Source organism: Legionella erythra (genome assembly GCF_001467615.1).
GTDB lineage: Bacteria > Pseudomonadota > Gammaproteobacteria > Legionellales > Legionellaceae > Legionella_C > Legionella_C erythra.
Genome location: NZ_LNYA01000003.1, coordinates 125,909 through 143,107, shown reverse-complemented (window position 1 = coordinate 143,107; position 17,199 = coordinate 125,909). Strand labels below are relative to the sequence as shown.

The window sequence follows — 17,199 nt, the reverse complement described above, 5'->3', positions numbered from 1 at the left end:
GTAAATCCAGATCTTTTTGGCTAAATATTGGTCTTTTTTTGTTGTAAATCAAAACAAAAACAGTAAGAATGACAGCATGTCAATGAAGGAGTGTGCAATGGGTAAGGCAACGGATGAGTTTAGAAAGCGGGATGACGGCAAGGGTGGTCCTGAGGATGGCCGTCAGTTTCACAGTTGGTACCACATTGATGACGTCAAGCGCATTTTATGGGGTTTATTTACCCGGTTACCGGCTAAAAGCAGAGCACTTTTTTTACAACCCCAGGTGATGTTTGATGGTATTTACCAACGCAATATCGGCGATATTTTAAACATTACTGCAGACTGGTTCAGAAAAACACCAGAAGAGGTTCGCTATTTTCCGTTTATCTTTAAGCCAGAATTGGGTGGCGTCCATTACTTGGCCGGTGTTTTTGTAAAAGTGGCGGCATTAGGCATGAAGCTCGTGCTGTTTAATCCAGCCGGGCATATTAAACACATTAACATAGATAACCTTGATAAACTCATTGATGTGCACGTTTCTCCTCATGCTTTGCAAACCGCCAAGAAAGATGGCGGCAAACTGGTGTCCTGCGGACCGTTGAGCCTTTATTTTTTAGAGTATATTTTAAACCATCCCAACTGGCTTGAGACTCTGGATAATGAATTTACCTTGCCCGAAGTTTTGAGTCAGTTTAATGAGGAAAGCACCTACAAGGACGACGTGTTGAAGCTCAGGCAGGCGCATGATCGTTTGCTGCAAACAGTCTCCGATGAGGATGTAAAAAAGGTAGAAGCATTTTATGAACCTTTCGATGACATGCTGCTAAAAGCCCTGGATGTTTTGGATAAAAAAAGAGAAAGGGAGAGGCTGTTGGAATCTTATGATGACTATGCCTCAGTACATAGCGATAGCGAGCCCTTTGACCCTGATTTCAGTGAGGATGGTGTTTCAGATGACGAAGAGGGGGAGGAGGTGGGTGAAGCATTGACGAAGTCCGAAAAAATGCTTCTTGAAACACCTGTTATTAAACCGCATTCCACCGCCCGGTCTTTGACAGATAAAAGGCAGCCAGTGACTGGGCAAAGCGATGGCGAGCAGCCGCCAACGCTTTTATTAGCCCAAACGGCAGTCGAAATCGCCCAGCAATCCGATGGAGTAGCGCTGACGAAAAATGATGATAGCGCCAGCATGGATCGCCCTGATGTCCTGGTTGTACGGGCAGAGATTCAGCGCTTGAGGGGAAAAACCGGTATTTTTTCCTGGGGATGCGCTGATAAAAGCAACCGCATTGAACAGGCCTTGATTCAGGCCAGCACAGAAACGAGCGATGTACGCTTGAATGGGGCTGTGCGCACGGCGTTAGCGGCGCATCGTATCGGTTTTTTTGGTCAAGCACAGTCCCTCATCAATATTGATGAGTCACTGGCCAAAGAGGCTATTCAACCTTGATTTGAGGCTTTTCCGGCTTGCTTTGATTTAAAAGCTTAATCCATTTCTCCCGGCGCTCCTTGTCCATGGGCGCCTCTTTGATGACATAATGCAAAACATACATACCGTCTTTGCCTTTGGTAATTAACTGCAATTCATCCTGTTTCAAATTTTCAGGTTCCATGACCTGGAACTCAAACAGAACGCGATCGGGGCTTTCACTGATCACCTGAATCACCGGGTCGAGGCCGGATTCTTTCAAATACTTCATGACATTTTGGCTGAATTCTTTGGGAGTCATCTTATCCTGGATACCAGGAATAAACTGGCTCGTGACCAATTCCTGCCATTTTTCGATATTGTCGCCTTGAGGAATGTATTCAGTAGTGGTAATCGAGTCTGTTTTTTGACCCCATGCGGCCTTCCATTCGCGATCATCAAACACGATGGTTTGCATTTCCATGCTTTCCAAATCGCCAGGGGGATTTTGCAGGCGTGAAGCCTTGGTACTGCAATAGAGTTCGCCTTTGTAATTATAATATTCGACGCAATCAGTATTTTTGCCCTTTTCGACTTTAATTAAATCGGATTTATCTATTTCGGCAGCCTGTAAAGGCAAGGCTAAGGCGTACAACAAACACAATGAGAATAGTTGTCTGTATCCGCTCATCATTCATCTTCCCTGTATTCTTTTAATGTAAGTGTAGCAATTATTTTAATCGATATGTATTTTATATTTTCAATTTGAGTGTTGAAAAATGAATTAAATCAAGAAAGAGGCGATGAATGGTCTCATCAGGGGCTTGATGCATGGCGTCTGCCAGCCAGCTTAAATAAAGCAGATTCTGGTGTTTGACGGGGGCTAAAACGGTTTGCGGCTTATCCTTAAACGCTTTATACAGCGCGTCTTGTTGCAGTGATTCAGACACTAATTCAAGGTGAATGATCGGGTCATAGCCCCCGGCTATTCTGGCACTGGGCGGCAGGGTGGCTAAGTATTGGCGAACGCCGCGTAAGGGCTCGGTCATGCGTGCCTGCCATTCAGCGACGAGGTGCAGGGCGTATTGCATGTCTTTCGCGCTGACAAGCCGTTTGGTATGACTGAGCCAGCCACAAAATAACACCAGATTGACATTGTAATGCCATTGATTTTGCAGCGTGAGACAAATCGATTTAACCTGAGAATCGCGGTAAATGGTGTTGGAAAATTGCCAGAGTGGGTTATCGAGCGGCGTGACCATGGTGAGAAAAGCACAAAATAACAATAATTTTTACACATTAGGCTAAGGCTGGCTATAGTTAAAATAGAAAAATAACCATGGGCTCATGATGATGACGACGTGGACGCGTTTGATACTGGCAGTTGTTATTTTTTTTACACTCCCCGCTGAAGCCAAAGTAAAAATAGGTACGCCCATTTTCGATCCCCCTTTTGTGATGAATGACAGCCATTTCGTCAACACTGGCTTTGATGTGGATTTGATGCAGCGCATTTGCAGCCGGTTGAAATGGGAATGCGAATTTGTGACCATGCCCAAGCAGCGTCTGCTTGAGGCATTAGGCAGCGGTGAAATTGATTATGCCATGGGGGCTCTTGCCATTACTCCCGAACGGGAAACGCAGTTTTTATTCACCATCCCTTATTTTCTGTCATCAGGTGGCTTTATTGTCATGGCGAAAAGCCCGCTGACATCCATTAACCCGCTTGCAGGAAAGCGCATCGGCGTAATGGAAGGCACAGTGTATGCTGATTATCTGTTACACCATCCTGAACTTAAAGTCGATTTGCAGGTGTATTCAAACATTGGCGGGCTGGTTGAGGCCATGAAAACTGATAAAATCGACGCCGCTTTCATCAACTATTATTCCGTGCTTTACCTGGAGCATCAGTACCCTGGCATTGTGGAATCGTTAAAGGAGAGTATCAAGGTTGGATACGGCATGGGTATCGCCACCCGTCGCGGCAATGAGAAAGAAGTGCAGCAAATGAATGCCATAATCACCGAATTTGAGAATGATGGCACCTTTGTGATGCTGTACAATTACTATTTTACTTTCTTTGCCAAAGACGCGATGAAATAAACCCATTCATTGGAGAAATAACATGCCCAATCCTGCCACGCCAAGCCGCCGGCAACTTGATGAGGATTTAACAAAACAGGAGTTAACTGCCGCCCTTATTATCCGTAATCAGTTAAAAGCAATCCTCAATGATTCAAGCTCACAATGCAAATCGCCTGCTGCAAAACAAGCGGTTAAGCAACTGCATGAGCAGATTGATGAGGGCTTGGTTGCGCTGCTTCATGCCAAAAGCAGAGAAGAATATCGGTTACAACAAAAACGGTTTAATCGACTCCTTGAGCAATTTAAAGAAGTCATGCGGCTTGAAGGCGACATGGAGCTTGCATTAAAAGATTTTCGCTTTTTCCATCACGTGCATCAGACGCTTAAGCAGGCTACTTTCGCGAACAGGGAAACCTTGATCGACGTTTTTTCCGAAAAATTTCAGGATGATCCCGATTTCGATTTGTGGCGCCGTCATTTTGCAACCTTGCAAACCTTACCCGTTGATCAGTTTGAGACGCAAAAACATGCGTTGCTGGATGGATTGGTTGTTGAAACCACGTACCTTGATTTAGGCAATTTGGCTGCCATGGGATTGATTGAACGAAATGCCCAGATACTGGCCGACACCCGCCTTACCTACCTGAAAGAAACCAATAATCGTAAATCCCTTCTAAAGGACATTGGGTGGATTGGGTTGGGTATTGGCCTGGTGACGGCTGCGGCTGTGTTAGCCATTGCTTTTCCAGTATTAGCCGTGCCCGGTATTGTCGTGGGGTCGATTGTGATGGGGTACGGTATCATTGATTTCGCCAAGGAAAGCGTTGAACTGTATTCGGAGTTAACCGAGGAAGAGAAGGGGGGATTGAGTCCAGACGCCGAAGATGAATTAAAAAGCCTGGAAAATGACATTGAAGATATGGATGTCGATGGGTTTCTGCAAAAGCAACCTCATGCGCATCACGCCTGGTCAAGCGAAAAAAAATGGGTTAAAGGTTTGGGTTATGCCGCCTCGTTCGCCGGCTTTGCTTTGGGCATTGTGGCCTTAGCCTTTGTTTTGCCTGGTGTGGCAGTGCCCGCAGCCGCGATCATCGCGGTTACAGCGGTAGCTGTCGGTATCGCGGCCCTTGCAGGTGCTGTTTTGGGCTACAAAGTGTTCAGCGAACAAAAAAAATTAAAGGACGCAGAGCAAACACTGCAACAGGACATTCTCCATGACACTGAAGCGTTGGATAATGTCTCTGATCATCTATTAGATGCAAGTTTCAGCAGTGATGCCCGCATGAGTCAAAGGCTTCAATCCGCTCCGGCTAAAAAAACGGCGCTGGCACCTGCGGACCGTGCGGCAAACCTTGACGAGGATGAGGACGATGAACGTGAACGCGAAGGTGATGAGGAAAGCGGTGTGCTGACCGAGGATGAGGGGGAGACCGAGACCGAGAGGCAGGGAGACGACGAAGAGGGGGGCGATAAACCCTTGCCTCTTAAGTAAATGGCCCAAATGCTTCTTTAAATATGCAGCCGGGATACCATTAAACTGACCCCATGCGCCGGTAAACAAAGAAAGGCATGTACTTGATGACGGTCATGAGAAAACGCCAGAAGCCGGGATGGTAAAACCGGCGTTTTTTGCGGTGGAGATTATCCCAGCAGGCTTTGGCGCAGGCTTTGGGAGGCGAGGCATAAAAAACGCCCGGCATGCCGTAGGTTTGCACCGTATCAATAAAACCGAGACGAGCCACGGTGATGGTCGTCGAGGGGCCAGCCTCTTGCTGCAACCCTTCCAGGTAAATTTCAACGGCTGCTTTACTCGCACCGTAGAAGCTGTTTCGGGCACGGCCGCGACAGGCCGCCACTGAACTTAAAAAAAGCAGCTGATGTTCACTTTGCTGCTTATTCATGTAAGTGTGAATCACCTGCACAGTACTTAAAATATTGGTTTTCACAAGCAGGCTTATTGCAGAGGGATTAAGCTGATTATTTTCAACAATAAAACTGTGGGCGATGAACAAAGACAGTTCCTGCTCCATGGTTTGAATGGTCTTGAGCAGCCCACGAATGTCCTCGCTTAAATCGGCTGTCAGTACCTCACAGGCCACCCGATGACGCAAGGTCAAATCATCGGCAATGACATCGAGTTGCAGGGTATCCCGGCCAACCAGGATGAGCGAATGGCCAGCGGCTGCCGCCAGATGCGCGAATTCATTGGCAATGATGGAGGTGGCGCCCAGGATCATCCAGGTTTTTTTAGTCATGGCTTATCCCCAGACGGCGAGCCAGATCAGATTGCATGCCCGCCGGGTATTGCTGCAGTAATGCCTTAAATTGTTCCTGCTCTGGATATTGAGTCACGAATTGCTCGCGCGTTAAAAACAAATCTTTCGCCAGATAAACCCGTCCGCCTGTTTCGGTTATGAGTTGATTCATGGATTCAATTGCTGCCCGGGCCTTCTTGTCGTGAATAAAGTCAATGGCAATAGTAAAGCCCGGTTGCACAAAACTGAGCAAGCCGGCTCCTCGCTCTGTAAAATATTTTAAAACACAAAGCGTCGGCGTCGCCTCGGTTTCAGCAATTCGATTTAACAGGGCGGCTAAGGTGGTCTCTGCCTTCTCTTCAGCAAAAACAGCCTGAAATTGCACCAAACCCTGGCGGCCATACAGGCGGTTCCAATGCCTGATTTTATCGAGTGGGTTATTGAATTCAATAAAATCCATACGCCGCATGCCGGTATCCGCTCGTCTAAAATAATAGTCATTAACGTATTGCATACTGAAGCGATGAATCAGGCGAAAAGGAAGCCTGGGCATGGTCCATGATCTTGGCGGCGGCGGTGGCGTGCCGGGACAATGAACCGCGGCAGACATCAACGCACGAGGCGGGTTCAACAGATCGAGCCAGGCCACCAGATAATCGCATCGGCTGCTGGTTTGTTTCATGGCGGTTAAGAGTTTATCAAATGCGGTGAATTGTTCAGTATGGACTTCCACGCAACGCGACGCCCGCTTCAACGTCAGGGCAACGCGCCGAATAATGCCAGTTAATCCAAGCCCCGCCAAGGTGGCGGTATAAAGATCAGGGTATTTTTCAGGGCTCACACGCAGGAGTCTTAAGCCTTGTTGCAGCTCTATCCATTGAATATGTCGTCCAAGACTGCCAGCCGTTGGGTTGTTTTTGCCATGAACATCGTTGGCAATGCCGCCAGCCAAGCTGGCATGGACGGTGCCGGGCACCACCGGTGGGATAAAATCCGGATGAACGTCAAACAAATCAGCAAAGGTCACCCCGCCCTGACAATACAATAGCCCGTTGCTTTCATCAAAACTCAATAAATGATTAAGTCGTGTACAATCAATGACTTGTCCCTGCGTGTTAAAACAGCAATCGCTATAGCTAAGTCCATAGCCGCGGGCGAGCACATTGGTCAACGATAGCTCAAATAAAGGGGGCAGCTGCCATTCATTGTCCGGACGAAAGCAGGTTGACTGGCTTGACATCGCGCCACTGAAATGAGTAAGGGTTTTAGTCTGGCTGCGCATAAAGGGACGACGCGTCGGTTATATTGTTCATTTTGACAGGTTTGCTAAATTAAACAATCCCTTAATCCTTTGGATTATTTTTGTCACAAACTGTCTATACTTTAAATGACATGAGTAATAAAGGAAGATTCTTATGCGCAAAGCACCCGCCCTGTTGCTGATTTTAACCGGTTTAGTCCCCCTGATGGTGTATGCTGCTGATTTACCAACTGTGGTTATCGGCTCTGAGAATTATGATCATGACATGTGTGTTCAACAATACACGGATAATTGCATCAGCACCGTGTGCATCACCTCCAGCGCGCTTGATTGCAATGAACAATGCAAAGCCGCTGCCATTGATAAATGTGAGGAAAAAGAAGAAGAGTAACGGCTTTTTTGTGTCAAAAACTTGACTTTTCACCTGCGGGCTTTTTATCTTAGTCCTGTATCTTTTTGATTATTCACTCAATTTTTTACATGGCACGTGAATTGCTTGGACTGATGTTAAAGAGGAAAGCAATTTAAAAAACCGAGTGTTTTCAAGGGTTTGACAGGATAGTTATGGCTGAGAAAGATGTTTTATCACAGGAAGAAATTGATGCCCTCTTAAGCTCAGTTGACAACGAGGAAGGGGCTGCCCCGGCGGAGGATGAGACTCCTGGTAATCTGGACGCCGCGGCTGAGTCTGAACATCCAGCCGGGGAGAAAACGGCTGAGGACGTGAAGGGTGAGCCTGTTGCCAAACCGGTCCAACCTCCAAAAGATGCAGGACTTGAGGAAAAAATCCAGGTCTTGAATTTTGCGAGCCAGGAGCGGATTGTTCGCGGTGAGTTGCCTGTCCTTGATAAAATCCATGATCGAGCTGCCCGTTTTTTTGCCAATGATGTCTATCAGCTCATGGCCAAAGAATTGGAAATCAAACAAGAGGCGTTAAGCGTTGTAAAACACCGTGATTTTCTAGACAGCCTGCCGAACCCGACATTAATGACCCTTTACCGGTTTAAACCGCTACGGGGCAAAGCCATCGTCTTGTTCGACAATACCTTTGTTTATGATCTGGTTGATTATTATTTTGGCGGCAGTTCGCAATTTTTAGCGCAGACGGATAAAACCGATTTTACCGCGGCCGAATTGCGGGTGATGGAGATTGTAATTAACAAACTGGTGCATAATATCGAGCATGCCTGGGCGCCAATTATCAAACTGGAAGCCATTCGAGTCAATGACGAAACCAACCCGCAGCTTGTTCATATTGGCGAACCGGAAGATTTGTTGCTGGTTAGCCGCTTTCTCATTGATTTTGGCCGCGAGAAGGGTAGCTTTTCCTTTGTTATGCCCTTTTCAATGGTGGAACCCATCAAACAGCAGCTTGAGCTTGGTGCGGCGCGACCGGATGATGAGATTGATCCCAACTGGATTATGTCGCTAAAAGAAGAATTAATGGATGTGGAGTTACTGGTTACAAGCGCCATGGCGCAAACCACCAGCACGCTTGGCAAGGTAATGGAATGGCAGATTGGCGATTTCCTGCCGCTTGAAATGCATGAAATCGTCACCCTGGATATTGAGGGAACACCCAGTTTTACTGCGACTTTGGGAAGTGCCAACGATAAACGGGCGTTGAAAATAATTAAAAAAATCAGTTATTAGGGGATGGACATGAGTGAGCAGAAGGAAGCGATAGCTGCAGGCACGGCAGCAGGGAGTGGCAGCAGCGTGGATGCCAGCGGCGAAAAAATGGAGCTGATTCTGGATATCCCGGTTACCGTGACCGTGGAAATTGGCCGTACCAAAATGACTATACGCAATCTTTTGCAATTGAATCAGGGCGGCATTGTGGCCTTGGACAGGTTAGCCGGCGAACCCCTTGATGTGTTGGTGAATGGTACCCTGGTGGCGCATGGCGAGGTGGTCGTCGTCAATGACAAATTTGGTGTGCGCTTAACCGACATCGTCAGCAAAGCCGAACGAATCAAGCGCCTGAAATGAAAACACTGCACGCGGTTTGGGGAAGCCTGTTTCTCCCATTGAACGCCATGGCCGCCGAAACGGCATTGGCCAAAGGCAGCTCTGCTTTAGGCGCCCATGACATGCTGCGCCTCACCTTCGGTCTTTTGGTTGTGGTGCTGATCATCGTGGCTTTAGCCTGGGTCTTGAGGCGTTTAAATCAAGCCGGTATTGGCGTCAGCGGCGCGTTTCGCATCATTGCCGGTACCAGCCTGGGTCCTCGTGAAAAAATCATGCTGATTAAGGCAGGCGAGCGCTACCTGCTGCTCGGAGTAGCCAATGGCAGCATTAATACCCTCTATGATTTCGGCGAAGAAATACCTCCCGGTTTTCAGACTGAGGCGAAAAGTTCATTTCCAGAGTTGCTGAAACACGTCATGAGGAAGCCTTAAAATGAAACCGTATTTGTCGGGGGTAATCGTCCTTACCGGTCTGTTTTTCCCATGGCTGGCCGACGCCGCCTCACTAAGCCTGCCGGGCGTGACCGTTACCCCCGGCTCAGGCGGCGCCCAAACCTACAGCGTTAACCTTCAGATACTGATCTTCATGACCCTGCTTAGCGTCTTGCCAGGGTTATTGATGGCCATGACGGCGTTTACCCGCATCATTATTGTTCTTTCTATCTTAAGGCAGGCCATTGGCATGGCCCAGACACCGACCAATCAGATTTTAATTGGTATTGCCCTGTTCCTGACGTTCTTTGTCATGGCTCCGGTATTTAATCAAATCAATGAGCAGGCCATACAGCCATATCTGGCAGATAAAATTGAGTTCACCCAGGCTTTAGGCTTGGCACAGGGGCCTCTTCGCCATTTTATGCTCAATCAAACCCGCAAAAATGATTTGGCATTGTTTGAGAAATTTGGTAACAAAACCTACGCCAGCCTGGATGAGGTGCCCATGAGCGTACTGATTCCCGCTTTTGTAACCAGTGAATTAAAAACAGCTTTCCAGATTGGATTTTTACTTTTTTTGCCGTTTTTAATCATTGATATTGTCGTAGCGAGCGTGCTCATGGCCATGGGTATGATGATGCTGTCGCCATTAATCATTTCCCTGCCGTTTAAGATCATGCTGTTTGTCATGGTCGATGGGTGGACACTGGTACTGGGCTCCTTGGCGTCCAGTTTTGCCATGAGCTAAAAGCCTTAACCCAGGAGGGATGATGACACCGGATGGTATTGTTTCAATTTTCAGCGAAAGCGTCTATGTGATGATCATTATCCTGGCTGTGCTCATCGTGCCTGGGCTTTTGGTGGGCCTTGTCGTCGCCATGTTTCAGGCCGCCACCCAAATCAATGAAATGAGTTTAAGCTTCATTCCCAAATTGTTTGTTACTTTTCTGGTGCTGGCGTTTGCAGGGCCATGGTTATTAAAAACCATGATCCATTATACGGAAACATTGTTTATGAATATTCCTTATCTGATTGATTAATCATGGACATTGACTATAAGACCATGATTGTTCAAATTAGCCAGGTGGTCTGGCCGATGCCGCGCATTACCGGCTTGTTTCTGACCATGCCGGTAATTTCATCCGTTTTAATTCCTGTGCGGGTGCGGGTGGTCATTGCGATGGCATTTTCCTTTCTGCTGTCCTCGTTTGTTCCGTCGAGTCTGACCCTTGAGAATTTTAACGGGTACTACCAGGTTTATCTGGCCTTTGAACTGTTGCTGGGTTTGTTGATGGGCTTTGTTCTGCAGATGGTGTTTCAGGTCTTTGTCATTGGCGGGCAAATTATTGCCATGCAGGCCGGGTTGGGTTTTGCAACCATGATTGATCCGGCCAGCAAGGCCAGTGTGCCTTTAATCAGTCAGTTTTATTTGTTGATGGTCAGCCTCATGTTTTTGGCCCTGAATGGCCATTTGGCGGTTTTTGAGTTGTTCTTTAACAGTTTCACCCTGTTGCCGGTCGGAAGTGTGCCGGTTGAGTTGTCTGATATTGGCCGGGTGTTGATTTTTTCTGGCTGGATGATGAAAGAGTCTGTTTTAGTGGCTTTACCGGCCATCCTGGCTTTACTGGTTATCAGTCTGGCATTCGGCGTCATGACACGTGTGGCGCCGCAGCTTAATATTTTTTCTATCGGGTTTCCCATTACGCTGTTTATGGGGATTGTGATTTTGCGGGTCAGTTTGCCAGGCGTTGCGGCACAGATTGCCGATAGCCTTGAGCAGGGGATGTTACTCATTAAAGGATTATTATACTAATGGCAGACGACGAACAGTCCCAGGAGAAGACCGAACAGCCCTCGCCCAAGCGGTTAAAAGAAGCGCGGGAGAAGGGCCAGATTGCGCGTTCGAAAGATTTTAACGCCACGATTATCCTGTTGTTTTCCGGGGCGGGATTTTTGGTTTTTGGCAATTTTTTATCCACACATTTTCTCACCATGATGCATCATGCATTCGAATTCGACAGCCATATCCTCCTCACCAGCATGGACATGATGTACAACCTCTACTTCATTATCCAGACGGGCGCGATGGCGGTTTTTCCTATTTTGATGGTTATTCTGGTGTTATCGATTGCCGCCCCCCTGCTTATGGGTGGTTGGGTATTCAGCCTGCAATCCGTGCAGCCGCAGTTTTCGCGCTTAAGTCCCTTAAAAGGCATCAAACGCATGGTGTCGGTCAAAGGCCTTATGGAAATGATCAAAGCGATGGCAAAATTTTTTCTCATCTCCATTGTGTCGATTGTGGTGCTGAAATGGAAATTTCCTGCCTTACTGGCGCTCGCCAATTACCCATTAAACAGTGCTTTGAGTGAGGGGTTGTGGATTGTGGGCATTCTTTTTCTGATTATCAGCGCGAGCCTGATTGTCATTGCGGCAGTGGATGTGCCTTTTCAATGGTATGAACACAACAAGCAATTGAAAATGACCAAACAGGAATTAAAGGATGAATACAAGGAGACGGAAGGAAAGCCTGAAGTCAAAGCCCAAATCCGCCGCACGCAACAGGAAATAGCAAGACGGCGCATGATGAGTGAAGTGCCCAAGGCGGCCGTGGTATTAACCAACCCGACGCATTACGCGGTCGCCATCAGCTACCGGCAGGATGGGACGCGTGCCCCCATTGTGGTGGCTAAGGGCAAGGATCTGGTGGCCTTGCAGATTAACCGCGTCGCCAAAGCCAATGACGTGCCCATTCTCTCCCTCCCGCCTTTAGCGCGGGCCCTTTATTTTTCAACCGATTTGAATGCCGAGATTCCACGCGGCTTGTATGTGGCCGTGGCCCAGGTTCTGGCCTATATCTTTCAACTGGACGATAAAAACCGTTATGAAACGACACCGGGCTTTTTACAGGATTTACCCATCCCGGACGAGTTGAAACGCGATGTGGAGGATGACGTATGAACAACGTACTGAGCGTTTTACGCCAATGGATGCAGCATGGGCTGGGTACACCGCTGATGATGGTTATCATGCTCAGCATGATGATTCTGCCGCTGCCGCCTTTTTTACTCGACATGTTCTTTACGTTTAATATTGCCTTATCCCTGGTGGTCTTGCTGGCGGTTGTTTACAGCGACAGGCCGCTTGATTTTGCTGTCTTTCCTACGGTCCTGCTTATCGCCACCCTGCTGCGCCTGGCCTTAAACGTCGCTTCAACCCGGGTTGTGCTCTTGCATGGCCATACCGGGACGGATGCAGCGGGGCAAGTGATTGAGTCCTTCGGCGAAGTGGTTATTGGCGGGGATTACGCCGTGGGTATTGTGGTGTTTACGATACTGGTGATTATTAATTTTGTGGTTGTCACCAAAGGCGCCGGGCGTGTGTCGGAAGTGAGCGCCCGCTTTACCCTGGACTCTTTGCCTGGAAAGCAAATGGCCATTGACGCGGATTTAAACGCCGGGATCATTAACCAGGAGCAGGCCGTGCAGCGACGGGCCGAGGTCGCTCAGGAAGCGGATTTCTATGGCTCCATGGATGGTGCCAGCAAATTCGTGCGCGGAGATGCCATCGCCGGTATCCTCATCCTGTTCATTAACTTGGTCGGCGGATTGGCTATCGGGATGATGCAGCATGGTATGAATTTTTCGGATGCCTTACGCAATTACACCTTATTGACGATCGGTGACGGTTTGGTGGCGCAGGTGCCTTCTCTGGTTTTATCCACGGCAGCAGCAATCATGGTGACCCGTGTTTCAAGCGCCCAGGACATGGGCAAGGCGGTGGTGCACCAGGTCTTTGGTAATCCTAAATCCCTGTTTATTGCCGCAGGTATTATTGGCGGTATTGGCTTAATCCCTGGTATGCCGCATGTGGCATTCATTTTATTAGGGGCCGGGTTAGGGGGCATGGGCTATCTGCTGATTGAGAGAAAAAAGGCGGACATGCTGGTGGACAAGGAATCAGAAGCCTCAAGCCGTGTTGAAGAGCCCGCTACTGATTTGTCCTGGGATGACGTGAATCCCGTCGATGTCATCGGCCTTGAGGTGGGATACCGTCTTATCCCCATGGTTGACAGCAGTCAGGGCGGGGTGTTGCTGTCCCGTATCAAAGGGGTGAGGAAAAAGATTTCCCAGGAGCTTGGTTTTCTCATTCCAACCGTGCATATCCGCGATAATCTTGATTTAAAACCCAATCATTACCGCATTAGCCTCGCGGGCGTGGTGATGGGCGAGGCGCCCATTTACAATGATAAATGGCTGGCCATTAATCCCGGGCAGGTTTTTGGGGAATTAGACGGGTTAAGGACCCTTGATCCGGCGTTTGGCCTTGAAGCCGTCTGGATTAATGAGAACCAGAAAGAACAGGCGCATACTTATGGATACACCGTGGTGGATGCCTCAACCGTCATTGCCACCCATTTAAGTCAGATTCTCGAGGCCAACAGCCAGCAATTGCTGGGGTATGAAGAAACGCAGCAACTTCTGGATAAACTGGGACGCAGTTCGCCCAAACTGGTGAAAGAGCTGGTCCCCGACGCGTTGACTTTAGGCGCTGTGAACAAAGTCTTGCAGGGTCTGCTCATTGAACATATCCCTCTGACTGATATTCGTACCATTGTGGAAACCTTGGCAGAAGCGGCCAGTAAATCAAAAGACATTGATTACCTCATCGGCCAGGTCAGGGTAGCTTTGTCGCGCATGATTACTCAAAAAATAAGCGGCTTGCATGAAGAATTACCCATTATTACCCTGAAACCAGAATTGGAACAGTTATTACAAAACAGCATCCAGAGCAATGCGGGCCAGGGTGTCAGCTTTGAACCCGGGATGGCCGATAAAATTCAACATTCGCTGGCCCAGTTGGCCGCTCAGCAACAGGCGAAAAATGAATTGGCGGTTCTTGTGGTTCAACCGGGAATTCGAACGGCGTTGGCACGATTTGTGCGTCATATTTCCAGTAATTTGCATGTTTTATCGTATCAGGAAATTCCTGATAACAAGGAAATCCGCATTATTGGTACGGTAGGTTAGTAGAGTGGAGAATCCATGAAACTGAAACGCTTTGTTGCACCAGATACGCGCACTGCCATGCAGCAGATTAAGGCGGCGTTTGGCCCGGATGCGGTCATATTGTCCAGCAGCCGGGTGGATAACGGCGTTGAAGTGGTGGCAGCCATTGATTACGACGAAACGGTATTGAGTGCGGAGGCGGCTGTTGCAAGCGCCGAGCCGCCGCCATTACCTGCCATTAAATCCGTGGAGTCGCCGCTGGATGAAATGCGCCAGGAAATCCAGACCCTGCGCGGCATGCTGGAGGCACAAATCCGTGGCCATGGCGGGCATGGCGAACCCCTGCACGCTGTGCTGATGCAAAAACTGCTTTACCTTGGTGTCAGTCAGCGAACCGCTGCATCCTTAGTCAGCCGCGTCAGCCCAACACTGAATCAGCAAAAAGGCTGGGAGCAGGTTTTAAATGATTTTTCCATGCGGCTGCCCATCCATGATTCTCGCCGTATTGAAGAAGGGGGCGTCTATGCCTTTGTCGGTCCAACCGGTGTCGGAAAGACGACGACCTTAGCCAAAGTGGCGGCCCGCTTTGTGTTACGCTTTGGCGCTGAGAACCTGGGTCTCGTGACCATGGATACTTACCGCATTGCTGCAGAAGAGCAACTGGTCCTCTATGGCAAAATTTTAGGGGTGCAGGTCTGTGTGGCACAGGATGAAGTGTCCTTAAGCCGGGTTATTCGCCAACTCAGCAATAAAAAACTGGTCTTGATTGATACCGCGGGCATGAATCCAGCGGATGAACGGGTTGCGAGACAAATGGATTTACTCAGCACCAAACTTCATTCCATATCGACAGTTCTGGTTTTACCGGCGACCAGCCATTATCAGGTCATAGCCGATGCCATTCAACGGTATCAGGCCAATCGCGTCGAGCAGTGCATTATCACCAAACTTGACGAATCACTGGCATTAGGCGGCATATTGAGTGCGGTGACGGAAGCGCGATTAGGCGTGAGTTACCTCACGCATGGCCAGCGGGTACCTGAAGACATCAAAATGGCAACCCGGCATCAGTTAATTGAGCAACTGGCGGAGCAAGGCCAGGCTATGCAGCAACGAATTGAGCAGGAAGGCGCGGTAATGCAACAGGTTGCGAGGGGGGTGTATGTCGAAAGTTAATCAGGGTGGTGAAGTTGGCGATCAGGCAGACGGCTTGCGCAATATAAGCCGCTCCAAGCCGGTCAAAGTCATTGCTGTTTCTGCCGGGAAAGGCGGCGTTGGCAAAAGCAACGTATCCGTTAACCTGGCCGTGGCGCTTGCGCAAAAGGACAAAAAGGTGCTGCTGCTCGATGCAGATTTGGGATTGGCCAATATCGACATCATGTTGGGTTTGCATACCAAATTCAATTTATCCCATGTCATTCAGGGGATCTGCAATTTAACCGACATCATGCTCACCGGACCCTATGATATTAAAGTCATTCCAGCTGCCTCCGGCACGGAATACATGACCCAGCTCAGTGCGGCAGAACATGCTGGCATCATTGATGCATTCAATGAATTAACGGATGACTTTGATTACATGATCATCGATACGGCAGCAGGAATTTCCGATACTGTGCTAAGCTTTACACGATCGTCGCAGGAAATTATTGTGGTGGTGTGTGATGAACCCACTTCATTAACCGATGCTTATGCTTTAATTAAAGTCATGAGCAAGCGGTACGAATGGACGCATTTTCACATCCTGGCCAACATGGTCAGAAGCGTCAAGGACGGACGGGAGTTATTTAATAAACTTTACCGGGTCGCTGAGCAATTTTTGGATGTAAGCCTCGATTATCTGGGGGCTATCCCCTTCGATAACCAGGTGCATGAGGCGGTAAAAAAACAAAAAGCGGTCTTGGTTGCTTATCCTGAATGCAGTGCGACAAAAGCGATACATCAGCTGGCGGAAAATGTTGAAGATTGGCCATTTAGGCGTTCGTTAGGCGGTAATACCAGCTTTTTTCTGGAGCGGCTGGTTGCGGGTGAACACTGAAAGGGAAGAATTTTCAGTCAGAATACAGTAAGGAGAGCGTCGTGGATGCTTTGGAAGCATACGGCAAGGTAAATCAACAAACCCAGGAAACGCTGATAAAGACCCATGCCTTAATGGTCAAGCGTATTGCCCACCATTTACTTGTGCGATTACCTTATTCTGTCCAGCTGGATGATTTGATTCAGGCAGGCATGTTAGGCTTGCTCGAGGCGGTAAGGAATTACGATTCCAGTAAGGGGGCCTCATTTGAAACCTACGCCGGCATCCGCATCCGGGGTCATATGCTCGATGAAGTCAGGCGAAACGACTGGGTTCCCCGATCGGTTTACCGGAATGCCCGTATGGTGGCGGAAGCTGTTAAAAAAGTGGAAAACCGTCTGGGTCGTGATGCTAAAGATAAAGAAATTGCGGACGAATTAAATATAAGCCTGGATGAATACCATGAGCTTTTGAAGGATTCTGCCGGCAGCCAGTTGTATGGTTTTGATGATTTGGGCGTGACTGAAGATGTTTTGAAAGGCGAGCCAGGCGGGGCATCGGAGCCGCATGTCAATGCCTTGCATGAGGACATGGTCAAGCGCCTGGCTGAGGTCATTGAAACGTTGCCGCAAAAAGAACGCCTGGTCTTGTCGCTTTATTACGAGCAGGATTTGAATTTAAAAGAAATTGGTCAGGTGTTGGGTGTCAGTGAATCTCGTGTGTCACAAATACATAGTCAGGCGACCATTCGCCTGAAAGCACGATTAGCGGAATAATAAC

General features: G+C 48.5%; 19 protein-coding genes. 15 read left to right on the top strand and 4 right to left on the bottom strand.

From position 1 onward, the window contains the following. The first annotated feature begins 97 nt into the window (after positions 1 to 97). Positions 98 to 1,432: a hypothetical protein gene (locus Lery_RS01765; protein ID WP_058525529.1), complete on the top strand. Its 1,335-nt coding sequence runs from the start codon at positions 98 to 100 to the stop codon at positions 1,430 to 1,432. Here Lery_RS01765 and Lery_RS01760 read toward each other — a convergent pair. Further along, positions 1,419 to 2,084 (bottom strand): hypothetical protein, encoded by a 666-nt coding sequence (locus tag Lery_RS01760; RefSeq protein ID WP_065230219.1) that lies wholly within the window; start codon positions 2,082 to 2,084, stop codon positions 1,419 to 1,421. The genes Lery_RS01765 and Lery_RS01760 overlap by 14 nt on opposite strands. 58 nt (positions 2,085 to 2,142) lie before the next feature. Next, positions 2,143 to 2,652, bottom strand: a complete 510-nt coding sequence (locus Lery_RS01755; protein ID WP_058525527.1) for a TIGR02444 family protein — start codon at positions 2,650 to 2,652, stop codon at positions 2,143 to 2,145. Positions 2,653 to 2,737: 85 nt separating this feature from the next. Here Lery_RS01755 and Lery_RS01750 point away from each other — a divergent pair, with 85 nt between their 5' ends. Continuing rightward, a complete protein-coding gene (locus tag Lery_RS01750) occupies positions 2,738 to 3,493 on the top strand; it encodes a transporter substrate-binding domain-containing protein (protein WP_082657095.1) in 756 nt (251 codons plus the stop codon). A 22-nt stretch (positions 3,494 to 3,515) separates the two neighbouring features. Then, positions 3,516 to 4,967 carry a hypothetical protein gene (locus Lery_RS01745; protein ID WP_058525525.1) on the top strand — a complete coding sequence of 484 codons (1,452 nt, stop codon included), beginning with the start codon at positions 3,516 to 3,518 and terminating at the stop codon, positions 4,965 to 4,967. 40 nt (positions 4,968 to 5,007) lie between these two features. On the opposite strand, the gene Lery_RS01740 is transcribed toward Lery_RS01745, so the two are convergent. Both Lery_RS01740 and Lery_RS01735 read right to left on the bottom strand, forming a co-directional pair. Continuing rightward, positions 5,008 to 5,730, bottom strand: coding sequence for an SDR family NAD(P)-dependent oxidoreductase (locus Lery_RS01740; protein WP_058525524.1), 723 nt, complete (start codon positions 5,728 to 5,730; stop codon positions 5,008 to 5,010). Beyond that, a complete protein-coding gene (locus Lery_RS01735) occupies positions 5,723 to 7,012 on the bottom strand; it encodes an FAD-binding oxidoreductase (RefSeq protein ID WP_058525523.1) in 1,290 nt (429 codons plus the stop codon). Before Lery_RS01735 ends, Lery_RS01740 begins: the two co-directional genes overlap by 8 nt. Positions 7,013 to 7,145: 133 nt before the next feature. On the opposite strand from Lery_RS01735, the gene Lery_RS01730 reads away from it, so the two are divergent. From Lery_RS01730 to Lery_RS01675, 12 genes are all read left to right on the top strand, one after another. Then, positions 7,146 to 7,382 carry a hypothetical protein gene (locus Lery_RS01730; RefSeq protein WP_058525522.1) on the top strand — a complete coding sequence of 79 codons (237 nt, stop codon included), beginning with the start codon at positions 7,146 to 7,148 and terminating at the stop codon, positions 7,380 to 7,382. 173 nt (positions 7,383 to 7,555) lie between these two features. Next, positions 7,556 to 8,644, top strand: a complete 1,089-nt coding sequence (gene fliM, locus Lery_RS01725) for a flagellar motor switch protein FliM (RefSeq protein WP_058525521.1) — start codon at positions 7,556 to 7,558, stop codon at positions 8,642 to 8,644. 9 nt (positions 8,645 to 8,653) lie between these two features. After that, on the top strand, positions 8,654 to 8,983 hold the full coding sequence (fliN, locus tag Lery_RS01720) for a flagellar motor switch protein FliN (RefSeq protein WP_082657094.1): 330 nt from the start codon (positions 8,654 to 8,656) through the stop codon (positions 8,981 to 8,983). Continuing rightward, positions 8,980 to 9,393, top strand: coding sequence for a flagellar biosynthetic protein FliO (fliO, locus tag Lery_RS01715; RefSeq protein WP_058525520.1), 414 nt, complete (start codon positions 8,980 to 8,982; stop codon positions 9,391 to 9,393). The genes fliN and fliO overlap by 4 nt, the downstream gene beginning before the upstream one ends. A 1-nt stretch (position 9,394) precedes the next feature. Beyond that, positions 9,395 to 10,144 carry a flagellar type III secretion system pore protein FliP gene (gene fliP / locus Lery_RS01710; protein ID WP_058525519.1) on the top strand — a complete coding sequence of 250 codons (750 nt, stop codon included), beginning with the start codon at positions 9,395 to 9,397 and terminating at the stop codon, positions 10,142 to 10,144. Positions 10,145 to 10,166: 22 nt separating this feature from the next. Next, positions 10,167 to 10,436, top strand: a complete 270-nt coding sequence (gene fliQ, locus Lery_RS01705) for a flagellar biosynthesis protein FliQ (RefSeq protein ID WP_058525518.1) — start codon at positions 10,167 to 10,169, stop codon at positions 10,434 to 10,436. A 2-nt stretch (positions 10,437 to 10,438) separates the two neighbouring features. Beyond that, on the top strand, positions 10,439 to 11,209 hold the full coding sequence (gene fliR / locus Lery_RS01700) for a flagellar biosynthetic protein FliR (RefSeq protein ID WP_058525517.1): 771 nt from the start codon (positions 10,439 to 10,441) through the stop codon (positions 11,207 to 11,209). Continuing rightward, positions 11,209 to 12,354, top strand: coding sequence for a flagellar biosynthesis protein FlhB (gene flhB / locus Lery_RS01695; RefSeq protein ID WP_058525516.1), 1,146 nt, complete (start codon positions 11,209 to 11,211; stop codon positions 12,352 to 12,354). Before fliR ends, flhB begins: the two co-directional genes overlap by 1 nt. Continuing rightward, complete coding sequence (gene flhA, locus Lery_RS01690) at positions 12,351 to 14,423, top strand: flagellar biosynthesis protein FlhA (RefSeq protein WP_058525515.1); 2,073 nt, start codon at positions 12,351 to 12,353, stop codon at positions 14,421 to 14,423. Before flhB ends, flhA begins: the two co-directional genes overlap by 4 nt. 15 nt (positions 14,424 to 14,438) lie before the next feature. Continuing rightward, the gene (gene flhF, locus Lery_RS01685) at positions 14,439 to 15,578 is read left to right on the top strand and encodes a flagellar biosynthesis GTPase FlhF (protein WP_058525514.1); all 1,140 of its coding nucleotides are present in this window, start codon (positions 14,439 to 14,441) and stop codon (positions 15,576 to 15,578) included. Next, positions 15,565 to 16,440 carry a MinD/ParA family protein gene (locus Lery_RS01680; RefSeq protein ID WP_058525513.1) on the top strand — a complete coding sequence of 292 codons (876 nt, stop codon included), beginning with the start codon at positions 15,565 to 15,567 and terminating at the stop codon, positions 16,438 to 16,440. The genes flhF and Lery_RS01680 overlap by 14 nt, the downstream gene beginning before the upstream one ends. A gap of 41 nt (positions 16,441 to 16,481) precedes the next feature. After that, positions 16,482 to 17,195, top strand: coding sequence for an RNA polymerase sigma factor FliA (locus Lery_RS01675; RefSeq protein WP_058525512.1), 714 nt, complete (start codon positions 16,482 to 16,484; stop codon positions 17,193 to 17,195). Positions 17,196 to 17,199: the final 4 nt, after the last annotated feature.

Excerpts from the sequence above, each read along its gene's own strand:
- Lery_RS01765 (WP_058525529.1), top strand. The coding sequence starts at position 98 with ATGGGTAAGGCAACGGATGAGTTTAGAAAGCGGGATGACGGCAAGGGT.
- Lery_RS01760 (WP_065230219.1), bottom strand. The coding sequence starts at position 2,084 with ATGATGAGCGGATACAGACAACTATTCTCATTGTGTTTGTTGTACGCC.
- Lery_RS01755 (WP_058525527.1), bottom strand. The coding sequence starts at position 2,652 with ATGGTCACGCCGCTCGATAACCCACTCTGGCAATTTTCCAACACCATT.
- Lery_RS01750 (WP_082657095.1), top strand. The coding sequence starts at position 2,738 with ATGATGATGACGACGTGGACGCGTTTGATACTGGCAGTTGTTATTTTT.
- Lery_RS01745 (WP_058525525.1), top strand. The coding sequence starts at position 3,516 with ATGCCCAATCCTGCCACGCCAAGCCGCCGGCAACTTGATGAGGATTTA.
- Lery_RS01740 (WP_058525524.1), bottom strand. The coding sequence starts at position 5,730 with ATGACTAAAAAAACCTGGATGATCCTGGGCGCCACCTCCATCATTGCC.
- Lery_RS01735 (WP_058525523.1), bottom strand. The coding sequence starts at position 7,012 with ATGCGCAGCCAGACTAAAACCCTTACTCATTTCAGTGGCGCGATGTCA.
- Lery_RS01730 (WP_058525522.1), top strand. The coding sequence starts at position 7,146 with ATGCGCAAAGCACCCGCCCTGTTGCTGATTTTAACCGGTTTAGTCCCC.
- fliM (WP_058525521.1), top strand. The coding sequence starts at position 7,556 with ATGGCTGAGAAAGATGTTTTATCACAGGAAGAAATTGATGCCCTCTTA.
- fliN (WP_082657094.1), top strand. The coding sequence starts at position 8,654 with ATGAGTGAGCAGAAGGAAGCGATAGCTGCAGGCACGGCAGCAGGGAGT.
- fliO (WP_058525520.1), top strand. The coding sequence starts at position 8,980 with ATGAAAACACTGCACGCGGTTTGGGGAAGCCTGTTTCTCCCATTGAAC.
- fliP (WP_058525519.1), top strand. The coding sequence starts at position 9,395 with ATGAAACCGTATTTGTCGGGGGTAATCGTCCTTACCGGTCTGTTTTTC.
- fliQ (WP_058525518.1), top strand. The coding sequence starts at position 10,167 with ATGACACCGGATGGTATTGTTTCAATTTTCAGCGAAAGCGTCTATGTG.
- fliR (WP_058525517.1), top strand. The coding sequence starts at position 10,439 with ATGGACATTGACTATAAGACCATGATTGTTCAAATTAGCCAGGTGGTC.
- flhB (WP_058525516.1), top strand. The coding sequence starts at position 11,209 with ATGGCAGACGACGAACAGTCCCAGGAGAAGACCGAACAGCCCTCGCCC.
- flhA (WP_058525515.1), top strand. The coding sequence starts at position 12,351 with ATGAACAACGTACTGAGCGTTTTACGCCAATGGATGCAGCATGGGCTG.
- flhF (WP_058525514.1), top strand. The coding sequence starts at position 14,439 with ATGAAACTGAAACGCTTTGTTGCACCAGATACGCGCACTGCCATGCAG.
- Lery_RS01680 (WP_058525513.1), top strand. The coding sequence starts at position 15,565 with ATGTCGAAAGTTAATCAGGGTGGTGAAGTTGGCGATCAGGCAGACGGC.